Here is an 18,549-nt window from a genome sequence, read left to right on the forward strand (position 1 = left end):
TTCCTGTACATAATTCTACTTATTTCTTCTTAATATATCATTCTTAGTATTTCTCAATTATTTTCTAAAGACTCCCTTTACCTTATCTTATGTTTTGAATGACGATTAGAAAATGAGGTTTACTGCTTGCAAAAAATGTGAAGCGTGATCGGCAATGAGAAGAAGGTATAGCGATGAGGTCAACGCTATACCTAAAAACGGGTTAAAACTGTCTAGCGTACTCTTCCGCTTGACGCCATACCCTTAAGGTATTTCCCCCTAAGATTTTCTTGATTTGGCCTTGGGTATAATTTCTATCTAAAAGACCTTGTACTAAATTAGGATACGTTGACACATCTTTCAGACCGATAGGGAGAGAGTCGCCTACACCGTCATAATCAGAGCCAATACCAACATGATCGATACCAATGAGCTTAACAACATGATCTATATGATCAAGAACTTGTTCAAGCGTGGCAAAAGGGAAAGGGTTTTTTGCCCGGTATGCTGCCGCAAAATCGGTGGGTGTATTGCCGTTCTGTTGTGCTTCTTTTTGTGCTTTATTGCGCACATCATACCAGCTACGAGAGCTTGCTGTGACAAAGCTTGAGCCAAAGTTTATCTGGATAACTCCACCATTTTTTTTGAGAGCTTTTAACATTTTGTCATCCATGTTGCGCTCAAAGCCGGGTGTGTATTTACGTAATGAGGAGTGAGATGCGATAACGGGTACTTTGGATATTTCCATTGTTTGATAAAATGCGGCGTCAGAAATATGTGATACATCGATGAGCATCCCAATTTTATTCATCTCAACCACGAGGTCTTTACCAAATGGGCTAAGCCCTTTCCATTTTCTGCGTACATCGTAAGATGAATCAGAAATATGGTTACTTTGAGAGTGCGCTAAGGTGATATAGCGTACACCACGATCGAAAAAGTGTTTAAGGTTATTCAGCTCGCCTTCAATTGGTGAACCGTTCTCCATGCCCATGGCAATAGACATCTTCTTTTGTTTAAAGTGTACATAAATGTCTTTGGTTGAGTATGCAATTGCAAATTTGTCAGGTGCTCTGAAAGCCAGCGCTTCCATACCATCAATAAGCTGATTGGCAAGCTGATAACTTTTACCTTTCCCTTCAAACTCTAAGTTGGCTGGAATATAAATAGACATAAAAGGGGCGTTTAACCCCCCTTTCACAGCTCTTGGGTAATCAAAATCACCTGACTTGGTTGCTTTACTTACGTCATCCCATTGCTCTTTAAGTCGATATGGCACATCAATGTGTGTATCAATCAGGATGTTTTGTTGTGCGAGTCGGTGGGCGAGCTCGGATGCTTGATAATCTTTTGCATGTACACCGGATGCCATCAGTGCAAGTGCGCAAAGAGAATAACGTAAGGTCATGATTTTGCCTTTTTAGTTTAGTTATTAGCTCTAAACTATAACTGAAAATACAAGGCGGCAAAACCAGCTTTAGTTGTAATCCTCACTTTGCATGGCTTGAAATTGGGCTTTAGTGACAATGTTGACAGATTCATGCAGTTCTGAGAACACAATCAATGCTTCCCCTGCGGTGAGCAGCGCTTTGACATGGGCAATTTTTTCTTCAGTTGAATACTCATGCTCGCCGTAGTCGGTGCCTTCTCGTAAAACATAGTGCTCAATTAAATTAGCCAGTGTCGTTGGGTCAAGTTGTTGCATAGGAATGATCATGCTTTTTTATCCATATTGGCCAATGTAGTAAAATAGTGAGGTACAGCTTGCTCTAACCAAAAGAAGGGTTTAAATGGATTTATACCACTAATAAACCCGACATGCCCACCACGCTCTGACACCGCTAACGTAACGGCACTACTGACTTGCGCTTCATTGGGAATTGCTTGTGTGGATAACATTGGGTCATCTTTGGCGTGAATGAGCAAGGTGGGGGTTTGTATATGTTTTAAATAGGGTTGTGCGCTGGCTTTTTTGTAATAATCTTCTGCGTTTTCAAAACCATGTAATGGTGCAGTGATGTGATTATCAAATTGCCATAAATCATCAAAGTTATCTAATGTGACTTGATCTAAAGGCAATACACTCTGAATGGTTGGTAACTTGCGGGCAAACGACTTCTTCATTCTATCGAGTAAATACTTTTGGTAGAGACCATAGCAGCTATTGCGTATAACTTGGCATGAAGATGATAGATGATAAGGTGCCGAAATGACGGCAGCACCACAGAGGCTACTAGCATGACGTTGCTCACCTAAATATTTTGCGAGTACATTTCCACCCAGCGAAAAACCGACCGCATACAGTGGACTATCAGTATAGCGCTGTTTCAGCGTTTTAATTAAAAAGCTTAAATCAGTGGTTTCACCACTGTGATATGCACGAGCGAGTTTATTGGGAGTACGAGAGCAGTTGCGAAAGTGCATCAGTACCGTGTTAAAGCCTTTCTTACTGAGTGCATTAAGCATTCCTTTAGCATAAAAGCTATTAATATTACCTTCTAAGCCATGTAAAATAATTGCGATGGGGGCACTGGGCTTTTTGTTTTTGGCCCATGCAAGTTCAAGAAAATCACCATCAGGGGTAGTGAGCTCTTCAAAGTAGACCGGGACTTTTTGAAATGGTCTAAAAAAACGCGGCAGTATGGTCTGTACATGCCGATTGCGCATCCACCATGCACCTTTAAATGAGTAGTCCATAAAACATCTTGCTATCAATGGGTCGAATAGTTTAGCAAAAAACAGTGAGTGTGTTGAGGCTTAAATAAGCATGAATGCAGATAATAAAAAGCACCCGACTAACTAGGTTAGTAAGGTGCTTTGTGCGTCGTGCTTAATTCGGTTACATCAGGAATTTATTATCGTGTTTTATGAGTACTTTATTGCTCAGGCACTTCAGCATCATTAATTTTTTTCATAAAGTAATATACATAAAACAGACACAGCCCAATTACTATTCCCAAAAACCCAAATGACAAGAATAATACTGGGTCAGTAAAAAAATCTCTGAAGAATACGTTCATGGCCGTGACTCCTAATTAGTTGATGTATTCATCTTAGAGGAGGGGCTTACGAAGGATTATGATCAAGATCAAGTTTTTTAAGCGTGCTACGAGGGTTAATTCACTGATTTGATCTTGATCATGTTTTTGTGGCGAAAAAGCATTGTTTTAAGGCTAGTGCGTGGTGCTCATCGAGGTAAAACGTCAGGTTGTTTGAGACGTTGTTATGGTTCAAAGTATCGGATTCGAGGTGTTCTATAAGTAATTGCTGCTGAAACTTCTCAAGTGCTAATTCACTTGTTAACAGCTGCTTTCGCAATGACTGATAAGCAGGGTGGCGTTGATAAGATGCCTTGATGTGTTTGCGCAATTGCCGGTGTTGTAACAATGTTTGCGCGTCTATATCCGAACACAGATCTGCTAATGCTTTAACTTGTATTGGCGTTAACTGTATTTTTTGTTGCTCTAGGTAAAGTAATAACAAGCATAGGTTTATATTTTTATTATGCTTATCTTGTAGCGACAACAACAGCTCCTTGATGTTAGGCAGGGCATAGCTAGCGCAAGAAAATTGCCAAAACAGCGCAGCAGAGAGTGCGTTCATGCACTCATACTCTGTTCAAAATGGCGCTCTTTCCCTTCCAGTTCTTCTAATGCCATGAGCAAATCTTCTTCAACTTGGTTAAGCTTTGGTGTCACGAGCGCTTGCTTATTGAGTAAGTCAGTCAACTTAGCCTTGTTATCTTCATGATACAAATCGTTATCCGCTAACTGCATCTCAATCGTGGCCAACTCATCGGAATGCTTATCTAGCGCTTTTTCTAGCTTTTCAATTTGCTTTTTTAACGGTTGCACTGACTTTCTAAATTCGGCTGCTAGGCGCTTTTGTTCTTTACGATTACTACTAGAGTGACTTTTTGTGTCTACTTCCGGTTTCTTCGCGGCCTCTTTGTTTGCATTTAATAACCACTGATAATACTCATCAAGGTCATAACCAAATTGGGTTACCGTTCCATTATCAACGAGGTAGTATTCATCGGCTGTATTTTTTAGCATGTGGCGATCGTGTGATACGGTGACCATGGCGCCCTCAAAGCCTTGCAATGCCATAACGAGTGCATGACGCATTTCTAAATCTAGGTGGTTGGTCGGTTCATCAAGTAACAGTAAATTGGGCTTTTGATAGACTAACATCGCAAGTACGAGTCGTGCTTTCTCTCCGCCAGAAAATGGTGCAACTGGCTCAAGTGCTTTGTCACCTATAAAAGCAAATCCGCCTAAAAAGTCACGTAGGGATTGTTCACTGGCTTTGGGGTCAAGACGCTGTAAATGTGTGATTGCATTTGCTTGTAAGTCTAATGACTCAAGTTGGTGTTGTGCAAAATACCCGATATTTAAGCCTTGATGTTGGAATACTTCACCTGCTTGTGGTGCTAGCTCGCCGGCAAGTAATTTAATGAGAGTTGATTTACCCGCTCCGTTGCGGCCTAACAGGGCAATGCGGCTACCTGGAACAAGGTTTAATTTAATTTTATGTAAGATAGTGACATCACCATACCCAGCAACAGCATTGTCTAACGTCATAAGTGGGTTAGGCAATACTATGGGGTCAGCAAACTCAAAGTTGAAGGGGGAGTCTGCATGCGCTGGCGCAAGTTTCTCCATTCGTTCTAGCGCTTTAACCCGACTTTGAGCTTGCTTTGCTTTACTTGCTTTTGCTTTAAAGCGGGTAATAAATTGCTCTAAATGTGCAATATGTTCTTGTTGCTTTTCAAACAAAGCTTGGTGTTGTGCCATTCTTTCAGCTTTTTGACGTTCAAACTGAGAATAATGGCCTTTATAAATATTTATGCGCTGTTGATCTATATGCCAAATTTGGTCAATGACGGCATCTAAAAACTCTCTATCGTGAGAAATTAGCACCAGAGTGCCAGTATATGCTCGCAAGAAACGCTCCAGCCAATAAACCGCATCTAAATCTAAATGGTTAGTTGGTTCATCAAGCAGCAGCAGATCAGCATCACGAATGAGCGCTTGGGCTAGATTTAAACGCATGCGCCAACCACCAGAGAAGGCACTCACAGGGTTATCTATTTGCGCATTTGTAAACCCCAAGCCATGTAGTAATTCACCCGCTTTAGATTCAATGCTATAGCCATCAATGAGTTCAAGCTTTTGATGTACTTTGGCTTGTATTGCACCGTCACCGCTCGCCTCAGCTTGCTGCAAAGTGATGCGGCATTGATAATATTCGTGATGACCTTGCAGCACATATTCCAGCGCACTGATGTCTAATGCAGGGGTTTCTTGTTTTACCGAGGCAATAGACCAATCTTTAGGAAATTGAAAATCTCCAGAGTCTAATTGTAATTCGCCTTTTAATAGCGCAAATAGAGTGGATTTTCCACAGCCATTGGCGCCGACTAAGCCAACTTTATGTTCAGGGAATAAAGTGGCATTAGCATTTTTTAAGAGTGTTTTACCACCACGAAGTAACTCAATATCAGACAGCTGGATCATAATTTCAATTCTAAATGTGCATTAGGGACATCATAACATGATCTGCTTTATCCTGTTCAAGCGTATCATGCCAAGTCGCTTTAGGATAAAATGGCATCGTTGTAATATAACCCAGTAGTAGGGGAACATTTGTGAAACAAAAAAAACGCTTTATTGCAGGCGCATCGTGTCCAGAGTGTAAAAAAATGGATGTGATGATGCTATTTAAAGAACATGATGTGGAAAAGGTCGAATGTGTTGAGTGTGGTCATATCATGACACAACCAAAAGCAGCCGTGCAGGCGTCGACTCGCCAGTTTGAACAAGTTATTGGTGTGTTTAAGCCAGAGTAAACTGGCTGAACAACGAAAGGTTAGTAATGGGGAGGAGGCGGTTCTTGATGTTGTGGAATAATACCAGACTCATTGGTTTCCTTCATCTTTTCACCAATTAATTCAATTTGGCGCTGCATCTTCGCTAGGCGCTTTTGATGAGTTTGTAATTCATCATTGAGTGTGTCTATCGTGTCATCTTGAAAAGACACTTTAGCCTCTAATTCCATAACGCGGTTTTCTAAATCAGTCATCAACGGTTTACTCGCTTAAATCGTTCTAGTAGTCCACTAGAGCTTTCTGTTAATAGTGCTTGGTCTTGGTTTACAAATGCCACATCAAATACAACGGCTGATTTAGGTCGGCTCCCAGATCTGGGCTCAACAAGCCAAGATCCAAGCTTTTGTCCATCATTTACCTGCCATAAATCCATTTGTCGACTGGGTGAACCGGTAAGTAGCAAATGACTATTGTGATTAAAACGCACAGCACTAAAAATTTTCTGTCGCGCAATATACTGCAATTGAGAGACAAGATCACCTGAAGTCAGTTGCCATATACTGGCTTTTTTTAAACTGTCTGCGGTAAATGCATACTGCCCACTGGCATCTAATGCGACTTTTGTGACTCGACTTGGGTGATTAAATCGATGAATTACCTGCCCAGTTTTGGTATTCCAGAAGTAGGCACTGTAATCATTTGCGCCAGTTAAAGCAAAATGTCCATTCGGTGATAATGCGATACTATTAATTTTTTCTTGATGTCCAAGGAACTCTATGCGCCTTCCGCTTTCTAAGTCCAGATGTACAACAACGTTATCGCTGCGACCATAAAGTATGTAACGGCCCTGGTTGCTGATTGCAATGTCGCGAATAGTGCCTGTTTTTATTTGATAGAAACCTTGGTTTTTGCCATTTTTTATATTCCAAATGGCAAAAGTATTATTTTCGGCAGTAACGGCAAAGCTATTATCGTATGCAATAGCCAGTGAGTGGACGAGGTTTTCATGCTCAGACGATTGGTGCCATTGATATTTTAGCCCATGGCTATCATTGTCCCATAGGCTGACACCATGTTCGACTGAGGACACTAAACTGTAACGTCCATCTTGAGAAAGCGCAGCTGTGAATGCACCTCGTGCGGCGTGTTCAACAGTAAACTCAGCTTGGTTAGTGCCATCTGAGCAGCTTATAAGCAAAATTAATTGTGATAGCAGGGCGACACGAAAAACATTGGGCATAATATCGGTATTTTCCCTTAACGTCATGTAGTGCAAAGGGTAGACTATATATAATCTGCCCGTTAGAAGTAGTATGTTATTAGATACTAGCGTATCAAGTACACAAAGTCGCGTTAACTTATTCTACGTTTAGCGTTTGAATTTGGCATCTACTGCGATGAATGATAATGTGGCTACAATAGATTTAACCATTAATATAATATTAACAGACTACCGTTAGGTATGTCGGAAAGAGAGAATAGACAGAATGAAACAGACGATTAAATTGTCTTTGATTGCTGCGTCAGTTTTAGCATTAACTGCATGTAATCAAAAAGCTGAAGAAAAGCCAGTTGAAGTTAAACTAGAAACAGAGCTACAACAACAAGCTTATGGCATTGGCGCTTCAGTAGGTAATTTCTTGCAAAAAGACCTAGCTGATAAAAAAGGTTTTGGTGTTGAGCTAGATCAAGCGTTACTTATGCGTGGTTTTCAAGACGCATTAGCGGGAGAAGCAAAACTAGATGAAGCTAAAATCCGGGAAGTCCTTACTGCGTTAGACACATCGGTACGTGAGTTACAAGCTGAAAAAACCAAAGTAGATGCTGAAAAGAATAAAGCTGAAGGCGAAAAGTTCTTAGCAGATAATGCACAAAAAGCAGGTGTAACCGTTACTGAGTCAGGTTTACAGTATGAAGTATTAAGTACAGGTGAAGGTAAAAAGCCATTAGTCACTGACGTTGTTAAAGTACATTACAAAGGCACTTTAATTGACGGTACTGAGTTTGATAGCTCGTATTCTCGTGATGAGCCAACTACTTTCCCATTAAATCGTGTTATCTCAGGTTGGACTGAGGGTTTACAGTTAATGCCAGTTGGGTCTAAATACAAGTTTACTATTCCAGCGAACTTAGGTTACGGTGAGCGTGATCTAGGTAAAATCCCAGCAAACTCGACTTTAGTATTTGAAGTTGAATTACTGGAGATCCAAGAAGAAAAAGCGGAAGCTGCTGCGGAGTAATTCATTTCTCCAGCATCAGCAAAAAGGGCCTCAATAGGCCCTTTTTTAATTGTTGCTAACGTTCCGCAATGGCATAGTTATTAACGACTATAATTGGCATAGAGGTTATCAATCAACTCATCTTCTAACTCGAAGCGCAGTTCCAGTGTTTCACCTAATTTAGATAAATCACTATCAAACTCTACCAATGGGCTTTCTTGAGAGGCTTCGGCATATTTATCATTGAAATCTAAAGCAAGGTCAGTTGTATCAGCAATTCTAGGATAAAGCGCTTGCGCTAATTGTGCGCTTTCAGGGCCTTTTTCCTTACAGGCTTCTACGATGTTATCGTAGATTTCAAAATGGCCAGCGGATAAATAGTCCATAAGAATCTGACAGAAAGATTGAATTTGTACCTGCTCTGGCAAAGCTTGTTCATTCTTATCGTAAGGGGAAAATCCAGCTATTTTACAATAAAGTAATAACAGCTCTTGACGTTCAGCCAACCATGCATCAATAACACTATGGCTACCTCCCCATTTTTGTTGGGCTTGTTCTAACCTAGAAAGCATAGCGGACTCCTTTAGCGGATTGTTTTCCTCTATGAAAAGGAAATCTGCTGCAAAGGTCAACCTATTTTTATTTTATTTCACCAAAACTGGTGTAGGTTCTTGATTTTTAATGAGTTGTTGTTTTGGGTAAATCAATCGCTTTTCACAAGAAAAAACCACCCGTAGGTGGTTTGTAAATGAGTTTAGCTCTTTGATAATAGTTGTTATTTTTATTATAAAGGTGTTTTGTTGTTATTTTTGTAACGCGGATATTTTATACCAAGCTTTTACCTCTGTTGCAAACAAATTAATAAATTGTTTTACATTTTGTTACGTAGCGAAGGACTAACTTTCTGAATTTCAGTCTCTTTTAATCTAGATCATATTCCCGTATTTTGGTGTTTGCTTTTAATAGAGCGTTTGCGTGGATGATGATACAATCTGCTCAATTTTTAAAGCTTTGGAATTGAGAGCCGCTATGAGCGAATTGAAAAATGATCGTTATTTACGTGCGTTAATGAAACAACCTGTTGATGTCACGCCAGTATGGATGATGCGTCAAGCAGGTCGATACTTACCTGAGTATCGTGCAACTCGCGCACAAGCAGGTGATTTTATGAGCTTGTGTAAAAATGCAGAATTGGCATGTGAGGTTACTTTGCAGCCGTTGCGTCGTTATCCACTCGATGCGGCTATTTTGTTCAGCGACATCTTGACTATTCCAGATGCAATGGGCCTTGGTTTGTACTTTGAAACTGGGGAAGGGCCTAAGTTTGAACGCCCTATTAGTTCTTTGGCTGATGTGCAGAAAATCCCCAAATTAGATCCTACTGATGAGCTGGGTTATGTGATGAATGCGGTCAGTACAATTCGCCGCGAATTAAAAGGTGAAGTGCCTTTGATTGGTTTTTCTGGCTCTCCTTGGACACTTGCCACATATATGGTGGAAGGGGGCAGTAGTAAAACCTTTGGAAAAATAAAGAAAATGGCGTTTGCTGAGCCTAAGACATTGCACCTGTTGTTAGACAAATTAGCAGATTCAGTGATTGATTACTTGAACGCGCAGGTAAAGGCGGGTGCACAGTCGTTAATGATTTTTGATTCATGGGGAGGTGTGTTAAGTCCTCGTGATTATAAAGAGTTTTCATTGCAATATATGCATAAGATTGTAGACGGTCTCATTCGTGAAAATGATGGTCGAAAAGTGCCCGTAACGCTATTTACAAAAAACGGGGGTCAGTGGATCGAAGCGATTGCAGCGACTGGTTGTGATGCCGTAGGCTTGGATTGGACAATTGATATTGGTGATGCTAAACGTCGCGTGGGTGATAAGGTTGCCTTACAAGGTAATATGGATCCATCAATGCTACATGGTACGCCAGAGCGTATTCGTGAAGAAGTTCAGCACATTCTAGCTGGATTTGGTGAAGGCAATGGCCATGTCTTTAATTTGGGCCATGGTATTACTCCGGAAGTGGATCCTGAGCATGCGGGCGTTTTCATTAATGCGGTTCACGAATTTAGTGCGCAGTATCATAAGTAAGCACTTCGATAAGATAGTGGCTGATTTGCAGAAAACCCAAGCGATTGCTTGGGTTTTTTGTATTTATGGTGTCCGTTTTTCAAGTGCTATTTGGCAAATGCGCGTTTCATAAAGTTAGGAGTTGCCAGTGCACCTTTGTGAATGCCTGTATTATAGTAATCGGTATGAAATAGTGCTTTATCAGCATCTTGCTCTCTGAAGCCTGAGAACCCTTCGCCCTTACGGGCCATCGTTGATGACCATAAGCCACTTGGATAAATCGGTTGCGGAAAGGGTAAAGTTTGTAAGTCAACAAACCCAACATCTGTCATAGCATCACGCATTTCAATGAGTAGCGGCATATGCATTAGGGGAGATTCACTCTGTTGGATCATGATCCCACCTTTACGTAAAGCGTTTAAGCAGCTTGTATAAAAAGCATGGTTGAAGAGCCCTTCACCAGGCCCTACAGGGTCGGTACCGTCAACGATAATGACATCAATAGATTCAGCATCCGCTTCTTTCATAAATTTTATGCCATCATCAAACATGATGGTGGCTCTTGAGTCATTATTCGATTCACACAGTTCGGGGAAATATTTAAGCGACATTTGTGTTACCACTTCATCGATGTCGATTTGCGTAACACGTTCAATATCTGGGTGTTTTAAAACCTCACGCAGGGTTCCACAATCCCCCCCCCCGATAATAACGACATTCTTCGGTGCTGGGTGAGAAAACAATGCTGGGTGACTCATCATTTCATGGTAAAAGAAGTTTTCTCTGCTGCTGACCATAGTACAGCCATCGATTATCATTAGGTTGCCAAAGTCGGTGGTTTCATACATTTCAACATTCTGGAATGGAGATTGGATCTCATCGAGTTTTCTGTTGATACGCAGAGAAAAGGCGCTGCCATCACGGTCACTTACTTCGGTAAACCAACGGTTTGCTTCTAGATTTGCCATATATATTTCACACTTACTATTCAATTCGGGTAATTTTGCCAGTGAGCACGTGTTTGCTCAATCTATTTTAGCGCATTTTCGCTAAAAGCTCATGTTTCATCTGAGTTGTCATTGATCGAGCTTTGATTTGGCTAACAAGGAATAACAAAGTGAGGCATGCTTAACGGTTGTTTGATATATGTATTGCTTCTAAATTTTGCATCAAAGTGTGACTTTCGCGCTTTTGAAAAAAATATAAGCGTATTTTCACGAAAGAGACGTGAATTTTGTTCGCCAATAGTATGCGCTAGTATTAAAATACGCCTTTCGAATTGAGTAAGTGAGATTGCCATGAAATGGGGCTTAGAGACAGCGCGAGATATCTATAATGTTGCACATTGGAGTGATGGCTATTTTGATATTAACGATCAAGGTGAGCTCGTTGCATTCCCGGATGGGGAAAAAAGGACTCCGCCAATCTCATTGACCGAACTGACTGAACAATTTAAAGCAGAAGGCTTAACATTGCCGGTTTTAGTCAGGTTTACAGATATTCTGCAGCACCGTGTTGATACTATGACAGAGGCGTTTTCCTTGGCTTGTGAACAAAAGCAGTATCAAGGTCACTATACCTGTGTTTATCCGATAAAAGTGAATCAACAACGTTCGGTGGTGAGTAAATTATTAGCTCACCCGAGCGGGTTAGTTGGTTTGGAAGCCGGATCTAAGCCTGAATTAATGGCTATTTTAGGTCTTACGAACAAAGCGATTACCATTGTGTGTAATGGTTATAAAGACAGTGAGTTTTTACGTCTTGCATGCATTGGGCAAGCGATGGGTCATAACGTTAACGTGGTGGTTGAAAAGCTTTCTGAATTAACCTCTCTCATTAAAGAAATTGATGACTTAGACATTGAACCAGCGATTGGTATTCGGATTCGATTAAACTCAGTTGGCAAAGGTAAATGGCAGAATACAGGCGGTGAAAAAGGTAAGTTTGGATTAACTGCGGGGCAAGTATTAGAAGCCGTGGAGACGTTAAAACGTCATAACAAACTACATTTAATGAATTTGGTGCATTTCCATATCGGATCGCAAATTGCCAATATTCGTGATATTCAACGGGCATTAACGGAATGTGCCCGTCATTTTGCAGAGCTCTCTCGATTAGGCGTGCCCTTAAAAACGGTGGATGTGGGCGGCGGCCTAGGTGTGGACTACGAAGGTTCTGGGTCACGAAGCGCTTGCTCAATGAATTATACGGTAGCGGAGTATGCTCGTAATGTCGTGAGTGCTTTTGCGGATGTATGTGACCAACATGATCTAGAGCACCCTGCGATTATCACCGAATCAGGTCGTGCACTTACAGCGCATCATGCGGTGTTAATCACAGACGTTATTGATATTGAAAAAGCGCCAAAGCAAACGTCAAATACACCACCGAATAAAAGTGATCATGCTATTTTGCACCAGTTATGGCAAGTGCTCCATCGCATCACACCACGCTTGGCATTAGAGGCTTATCACGATGCAATGCATTTATTTAGCGAAGCGCATGGTCAATATGTGCATGGTTTGGTGAGCATGACGCAATGGGCACAAATTGAATTAATGTATTTCACTATTTTGCATCAAGTTCGTGAAACATTAAGCGATAATGCACGTTCACACCGCGAAGTGTTGGATGATTTAAATGAAAAGTTGGCTGATAAGCTTTTTGTGAACTTTTCTTTATTTCAATCATTACCTGATGTTTGGGGGATCCAACAGCTATTCCCTGTAATGCCGATAGAGTCTTTAGATCAACCATTGACTCAAAGGGCCATTATCCAAGATATTACCTGTGATTCTGATGGACAGATCAGAGAATATGTTGAAGGCTCGGGAATTGAATCAAGTTTGCCAATACCGCCTTATCAATTTGGTCAGCAATACCATTTAGCCATGTTTATGGTTGGAGCTTATCAAGAGATATTAGGTGATTTACATAACTTATTTGGTGATACGGATTCTGTGCATGTGGAGTTGACGGAGCAAGGATATACGTTAACCAATGCAATTAAAGGGGATAGCGTGGCTGATGTTTTGAAATTTGTGCATTATGATCATGAAAAACTGTCTAATAATTTTGTTGAACAAGTGAGCAAGTTGGATATTGAGCATGATTTAAAGGCGCAATATTTAGCTGAATTAAACGCAGGATTAGCAGGGTATACCTATTTTGAAGATTAAGCTTTTTATTGGCTTAGGTTTTTCGTAGCATAAAAACAAGGTATTATTCTCAGTCATGAATTAGGCTCGCATATGTAGCAAGATGTTAGCCTTTTGACTTAGGTTGTTGTAAAGGAAACATTGAATGTCGTTGTTACGTCGCATTATCAGTTTATTCTTGTATGCCCTGAATACGTTAGTTTGGTTTATACCCATTTTCTTATTTGGCTTATTGAAGTTGTTACCAGTCCCTATATGGCAAAAACTTTGTAGTAAACTGGCCAAAGAGTGTGCAAGCATGTGGGTTGCAGGCAATAACTGTAATCAGAATTTAATCACGCCATTTGAGCTAAATATAACAGGCTTAGAAGATATTAAACGTAAGGATTGGTATTTGGTGATTGCCAATCATCAAAGTTGGGTCGATATTGTGATTATGCAACGCGTTTTACATAGAAAGATCCCATTCTTAAATTTCTTTTTGAAAAAGGAATTATTGTACGTGCCAGTGCTAGGTTTGGCTTGGTGGGCGCTAGATTTCCCATTTATGAGCCGAACCAGCAAAAGCCAATTGCGTAAAAATCCGAAGCTCAAAGGCAAGGATATAGAAACAACGCGTAAAGCCTGTGAGAAGTTTAAAACTATGCCTGTGAGTATTGTAAACTTTGTGGAAGGCACACGTTTTACTCCAGAGAAGCATCAGCGCCAAAAAAGTCCGTTTGACCATTTATTAAAGCCAAAGGCCGGTGGCATTGCATTTGTGATGCAAGCGATGGGTGAGCAAATTAACAAAGTGGTGAATGTGACAATTCATTATCCAGACGGGATCCCAAACTTTATCGACTTTGTCAGTGGCAAGGTAAAAAGAGTAGATGTGCACATTGATGTAATGCCTGTAAGTGAAGAGCTAATAGGGGATTACAGTAACGACAACGAATTTAGAGTGCGTTTCCAGTCAGAATTAAATCGTTTATGGAGCGACAAAGATCAGCAGCTTGAAAAATTACAGCACGTTAAATAGACCGTCAAGATAGGTGTGGGGAGTATGTGTAAGTACGCTCCTCAATAAACCTTAGCTAATAAGGTGCGAGCAGTTAATGAGTACACAGCACTCACCTTCAAAAACCAAGATGTGGAAATACGGTGATTGTATTAGCGTAAGCTGATGAGGAGTGATTAAAATATGAGTATTGCACATATAACAGACTTAATTGAACCATGGCTTAATGGATTACCAAAAGAAGCTTTATTGAGTGCTATTTCGGCAAACAGCATTGGCTTTATCGGCGTTATTTTTGTATATATATTCACCCGTCGGTTGGTATTTCCAACCATTCAAAATACGCTCACTAAGTTTTCTCCATCGCGCTTGGGACAGCTCACAGAGCACCTCAATAAACTCACTGGTAGAATGGCGGCAATGCTCAGTTGTGTGGCATTTTTGGCATTTTATCCGCGTGTGCTCGTGGCGCCTGAATGGGTGCTATTGAGCTTTAAATCAGTGGGCCAAATTGTTCTGATTGTTATTTCTGGGTTTTTACTCAGCAGCTTAGTGAATCTTGCTCATGGGATTTACAGTCAATTGCGATTCGCTAAAGACGTACCTATACAAGGCATTGTGCAAGTTACTAAATTGATGACTTTTATTGTCTGCAGTATTTTAATCATCAGTTTGTTGTTAGATAAATCACCGACTTACATACTTTCAGGTTTTGGCGCAATTGCTGCTGTGACTTTGTTAGTATTTAAAGACACAATTTTGGGGCTGGTTGCATCCATTCAAATTGCTGCAAATCGATTGGTGACAATTGGTGATTGGATCCAAGTAGATGCATTTGGTGCTGATGGCGAAGTCATTGATTTAGGGCTAAATACGGTAAGAGTGAGAAATTGGGATAATACGGTGACAACCATCCCCACTTATATGCTCATTACGGATTCTTTTAAGAATTGGCGTGCGATGCAAGAGTCTGCGGGTAGAAGAATAAAACGGGCGTTGTTATTAGATATGCATAGTGTCGTTACGTTAAATGCAGCCAGCGTGACGCAGTTGCAAAATGTGTTCCCTGAACTTTTAGACGTTGGCGAGTTACCACAGCCCATTACGAATGTTGGATTGTTCCGCCGTTATGCAGAAGCGTATCTGCGTAAGCATAAAGATATTAACCAAGATTGTGTGCTAATGGTACGGGAACTCGCGCCTCAACACCATGGTTTACCAATTGAATTCTATTGTTTTAGTGTGAATAAGCAATGGGTTTTTTATGAACACTTACAAGCCGATATTATGGACCATATGATAGCTACAATGTCTGAATTTGAGTTGCGCCCGTACCAAACAGTATCAGGGCAACTACAAATAAACTCACGACAAGAACAGACCCAACGAAGCGAAGGCGATTAACATCATCCAAATTGGTGGCTTGAACAGTTTCATACAACTAAACCCAATAACGACAATGGCAATATGCCATAGATTAGTAACGCTTGATGACCAGATAGGCTGATAAAATGCAGCCGCGAGTAGGCCAACAACAGCCGCATTAATTGCCGCAGTTACACTGGCAAATTTTGGTAAATTACTCAATGCATGCCAACTATGGTGGCAGCTATACATAAGTAGTAAACCGGGCAAAAATACAGCAAGGGTTGCTATAATAGCACCAAACCAGACATTATCAGGCTGTGTCACAGCACCCAAATAGGTTGCAATAGTAAACATTGGCCCCGGCACTGCTTGCGCCGCGGCATAAGCGGTTAGAAAGCTTTCTTGAGAAAGGTGCTCTACGCTATTTTGCAACAGGGGTAGCACCACATGACCGCCGCCAAAAACCAAAGCCCCAGCTTGGTAAAAAGGCGCATAGAGATAGTCTGAGAAACCGAAAAATGATAGGACAAATAACCCGACGAAAAGGGCGAGTGCAGGCCAGTGCCACTTGCCGACTTTCGATGTAGTGCTATCGGGTATAGGGCTGAAGCGGTAGAGCATCCCCATAGATGCAGCAATCACCAGCAACCAAATTTGGCTAAATATACTCGGAGAAATAAGTATAAATAAGGTACTTGCGAACGTAACGAGCTTGAGTGCGGTGGTTTTACAAAAGCTCTTTGCCATTGATAAAATAGCGTCGGCGACAACGACCACGGCAAAGAGTTTTAAGCCATGAATGACGCCAGTCAAATTGTCTTGTAATTGGGTTGCGCTCAAAGCCAGTACTACCATGATTAAAAAAGAAGGTAGCGTGAAGCCAATGAAAGCTGCAATACCTCCTAACAGGCCTGCACGTTCTACGCCGATAGCAAAGCCGACTTGACTGGAACCTGGGCCTGGTAATATTTGTGATAAACTGATCATCGAGCTATAGCGCTCGTTTGATAACCACTTGAGGTTATCAACAAAGTGTTTTTTGAAAAAGCCAAGATGGGCAGCTGGACCACCAAAACTTGTACAGCCTAACAAGAAAAACTGATAGAAAATACTCAATACCATGGTTCACCTTATGTTATGGTTAGCACTTCAGCCTTACATACAATTATGACATTTTTGTGACTATGCGATGTAGTATTTTTTCGCTATGCTTAAGTTGCCTTTACTTAAATAGTTTATGTCTTTTAAGCGCGATAAAAGTGTGCTGCAGGTTGTGATTAAAGAACAGAGGTATAATAATTTGAAATGGTCTTTTGTCAGCTCATTGACGTTGATATTGCTACTATTATTAGTCAATATTGCACATGCTGACCATGATAAAGTGTATGTGGCTATCGATCATGCGCCTCCTTATAGTGTCATCACTTATGAGGGTGATGTGTCAGGGCTGATAATTGATATATTAACGCAACTACAGCCATATGCAGAGCGAGGTTATAAAATAGAGCCTGTTCCATGCCCTTTTTCTCGTTGTTTGAGAATGCTAATACAGGGTGAAGTTGATGTATTAGGGGGGCTTATACGTACCCCTAAGCGCGATAATCTAATACGTTTTGTCACACCAGCCTATATGGCACTGCCATCCTCTTTTGTATTTTACGCTAAACAAAGTAGTAGCATTGTCGTCAATAACTACGCAGATTTGAAAAATAAGCGCATTGCCGTGATGCGTGGAGGCGTATATTTTACCAAGTTTAATGAAGATCGCAGTCTGAACAAAGTCGCGGTGCCTTCAGAACGTGTTGCGGTTGATTTATTACTGAAAGGGCGAGTTGATCTTGTTATAGCCGTTGAAGACACGGCGGAAGTCGCGATGAGTGTCCTTGAGCAACCAACTTCAAAATTAAAAAAGGTCGCATATAGGTATACGAACACCATATATGGGCATATGGCATTTAGTAAAGCATTTGCCAAAACGACAGTGGCAAAACAATTGATGCAGGGAATGGTGGATATTGCTCAGCAGGGTACGCTTGATAAAGTGATTGCACCCTACCATTTACCTGCTATTCCAAAAAGGCTGCTGCCAGAATCACCATAGCTTAACTTTCTATTCATTTGTTCTGAGCATACTCATGCCTATGGGAGATCAGAATGAAAGAAATAATATGAAGGCTATGGTGTATTATGTGGCTATGGGGGCTGGCCTTTTATCGCTCTCTGGATGTGAAATGACACAGGCAGATAAAGGAGCAAGCTTAGGTGCAGCCGCCGGAGCTATATTGGGCAAAGCAACGGGGAATCATAAGAATAAGCGGGTGTTTATTGGAGGGGCTATTGGCGCAATCGCAGGCGCAGCTGTAGGAGAGTATATGGATAGGCAGGAAGCCGCACTCAATGACTCGCTTGCTGGTTCAGGTGTCACTATTGTCCGAGAGGGGAATGCTATGCGACTCGTGATGCCCAGTAAAATAACTTTCTCAAGTAACCAAGCGACTATCTCTGCAGATTTTTATAGTACGTTGAACGACATCGCCGATGTTATGCATCAGTATGATAAAACACGCTTGATTATTACGGGTCATACCGACAGCGAGGGAACCACCGCATTTAATCAACACCTCAGTGAGCAGCGCGCAGAGACGATTAAGAATTATTTGCTTGCACAAGAAATTGCTGCAGGACGTTTGCAAGCCGTGGGCATGGGTGAGTTTTCAAGTATTGCCAGTAATACAACAGCTCACGGACGTGCGTTAAATCGGCGGGTGGAAATAGAGATAAAGGCTAAATAAACCTCAGCTCTGGGTAAGCGAATCTGCCCAATAAAGCTATTTTTCTCACTCTCGGCGTTGCTTTCATTTGTAATAGCCCGCTATTACTGCATAAAAGCGCCTTGATATTGAAAAAAATATCATCATTGGA

General features: G+C 41.2%; 18 protein-coding genes. 8 read left to right on the plus strand and 10 right to left on the minus strand.

The genetic code is table 11. From position 1 onward, the window contains the following. Positions 1-202 precede the first annotated feature (202 nt). The 5 genes from J8L97_RS11040 to J8L97_RS11060 all read right to left on the minus strand — a co-directional run bounded on the left by J8L97_RS11040 (position 203) and on the right by J8L97_RS11060 (position 5,498). Positions 203-1,387, minus strand: coding sequence for a dipeptidase (locus tag J8L97_RS11040; protein ID WP_211049691.1), 1,185 nt, complete (start codon positions 1,385-1,387; stop codon positions 203-205). A gap of 69 nt (positions 1,388-1,456) precedes the next feature. Further along, a complete protein-coding gene (locus J8L97_RS11045) occupies positions 1,457-1,696 on the minus strand; it encodes a YheU family protein (protein WP_211049695.1) in 240 nt (79 codons plus the stop codon). Further along, positions 1,693-2,676, minus strand: a complete 984-nt coding sequence (locus J8L97_RS11050; RefSeq protein ID WP_211049698.1) for a hydrolase — start codon at positions 2,674-2,676, stop codon at positions 1,693-1,695. The genes J8L97_RS11045 and J8L97_RS11050 overlap by 4 nt, the downstream gene beginning before the upstream one ends. A gap of 441 nt (positions 2,677-3,117) precedes the next feature. Further along, positions 3,118-3,582 (minus strand): TIGR02444 family protein, encoded by a 465-nt coding sequence (locus J8L97_RS11055; RefSeq protein WP_211049700.1) that lies wholly within the window; start codon positions 3,580-3,582, stop codon positions 3,118-3,120. Next, positions 3,579-5,498 (minus strand): ATP-binding cassette domain-containing protein, encoded by a 1,920-nt coding sequence (locus J8L97_RS11060; RefSeq protein ID WP_211049703.1) that lies wholly within the window; start codon positions 5,496-5,498, stop codon positions 3,579-3,581. Before J8L97_RS11060 ends, J8L97_RS11055 begins: the two co-directional genes overlap by 4 nt. A 131-nt stretch (positions 5,499-5,629) precedes the next feature. Here J8L97_RS11060 and J8L97_RS11065 point away from each other — a divergent pair, with 131 nt between their 5' ends. Further along, on the plus strand, positions 5,630-5,830 hold the full coding sequence (locus J8L97_RS11065; protein ID WP_192506028.1) for a YheV family putative zinc ribbon protein: 201 nt from the start codon (positions 5,630-5,632) through the stop codon (positions 5,828-5,830). Positions 5,831-5,850: 20 nt separating this feature from the next. Here the strand turns inward: J8L97_RS11065 and J8L97_RS11070 are convergent, their stop codons facing one another. Then, positions 5,851-6,063: a SlyX family protein gene (locus tag J8L97_RS11070; RefSeq protein WP_210996855.1), complete on the minus strand. Its 213-nt coding sequence runs from the start codon at positions 6,061-6,063 to the stop codon at positions 5,851-5,853. After that, complete coding sequence (locus tag J8L97_RS11075; RefSeq protein WP_211049706.1) at positions 6,063-7,049, minus strand: WD40 repeat domain-containing protein; 987 nt, start codon at positions 7,047-7,049, stop codon at positions 6,063-6,065. The genes J8L97_RS11070 and J8L97_RS11075 overlap by 1 nt, the downstream gene beginning before the upstream one ends. Before the next feature lie 247 nt (positions 7,050-7,296). Between J8L97_RS11075 and fkpA the strand changes: the two genes are divergently transcribed. Further along, entirely contained in the window at positions 7,297-8,049 is a 753-nt protein-coding gene (gene fkpA, locus J8L97_RS11080; protein ID WP_192506025.1) for an FKBP-type peptidyl-prolyl cis-trans isomerase, read from the plus strand. Positions 8,050-8,129: 80 nt separating this feature from the next. On the opposite strand, the gene rsd is transcribed toward fkpA, so the two are convergent. Beyond that, on the minus strand, positions 8,130-8,600 hold the full coding sequence (gene rsd, locus J8L97_RS11085) for a sigma D regulator (RefSeq protein WP_192506024.1): 471 nt from the start codon (positions 8,598-8,600) through the stop codon (positions 8,130-8,132). A 457-nt stretch (positions 8,601-9,057) separates the two neighbouring features. On the opposite strand from rsd, the gene hemE reads away from it, so the two are divergent. Then, positions 9,058-10,122 carry a uroporphyrinogen decarboxylase gene (gene hemE, locus J8L97_RS11090; protein ID WP_192506023.1) on the plus strand — a complete coding sequence of 355 codons (1,065 nt, stop codon included), beginning with the start codon at positions 9,058-9,060 and terminating at the stop codon, positions 10,120-10,122. Positions 10,123-10,208: 86 nt separating this feature from the next. Here hemE and speE read toward each other — a convergent pair whose 3' ends face one another. Beyond that, positions 10,209-11,069, minus strand: coding sequence for a polyamine aminopropyltransferase (speE, locus tag J8L97_RS11095; RefSeq protein ID WP_211049709.1), 861 nt, complete (start codon positions 11,067-11,069; stop codon positions 10,209-10,211). A 330-nt stretch (positions 11,070-11,399) separates the two neighbouring features. On the opposite strand from speE, the gene speA reads away from it, so the two are divergent. The 3 genes from speA to J8L97_RS11110 all read left to right on the plus strand — a co-directional run bounded on the left by speA (position 11,400) and on the right by J8L97_RS11110 (position 15,663). Then, positions 11,400-13,280: a biosynthetic arginine decarboxylase gene (gene speA / locus J8L97_RS11100; protein WP_211049712.1), complete on the plus strand. Its 1,881-nt coding sequence runs from the start codon at positions 11,400-11,402 to the stop codon at positions 13,278-13,280. Positions 13,281-13,404: 124 nt separating this feature from the next. Beyond that, the gene (locus J8L97_RS11105; protein ID WP_192506020.1) at positions 13,405-14,280 is read left to right on the plus strand and encodes an acyltransferase; all 876 of its coding nucleotides are present in this window, start codon (positions 13,405-13,407) and stop codon (positions 14,278-14,280) included. A 162-nt stretch (positions 14,281-14,442) separates the two neighbouring features. Continuing rightward, complete coding sequence (locus J8L97_RS11110) at positions 14,443-15,663, plus strand: mechanosensitive ion channel family protein (RefSeq protein ID WP_211049715.1); 1,221 nt, start codon at positions 14,443-14,445, stop codon at positions 15,661-15,663. On the opposite strand, the gene chrA is transcribed toward J8L97_RS11110, so the two are convergent. Next, positions 15,625-16,749, minus strand: a complete 1,125-nt coding sequence (chrA, locus tag J8L97_RS11115) for a chromate efflux transporter (protein WP_211049718.1) — start codon at positions 16,747-16,749, stop codon at positions 15,625-15,627. The two genes, J8L97_RS11110 and chrA, sit on opposite strands and share 39 nt — an antisense overlap. Before the next feature lie 178 nt (positions 16,750-16,927). On the opposite strand from chrA, the gene J8L97_RS11120 reads away from it, so the two are divergent. Both J8L97_RS11120 and J8L97_RS11125 read left to right on the plus strand, forming a co-directional pair. Next, a complete protein-coding gene (locus J8L97_RS11120; RefSeq protein ID WP_247688644.1) occupies positions 16,928-17,728 on the plus strand; it encodes an ABC transporter substrate-binding protein in 801 nt (266 codons plus the stop codon). A 67-nt stretch (positions 17,729-17,795) separates the two neighbouring features. Next, positions 17,796-18,419: an OmpA family protein gene (locus J8L97_RS11125; RefSeq protein ID WP_210996847.1), complete on the plus strand. Its 624-nt coding sequence runs from the start codon at positions 17,796-17,798 to the stop codon at positions 18,417-18,419. Positions 18,420-18,549: the final 130 nt, after the last annotated feature.

This window comes from Pseudoalteromonas sp. MMG012, from assembly GCF_018100875.1.
Lineage (GTDB): Bacteria > Pseudomonadota > Gammaproteobacteria > Enterobacterales > Alteromonadaceae > Pseudoalteromonas > Pseudoalteromonas aurantia.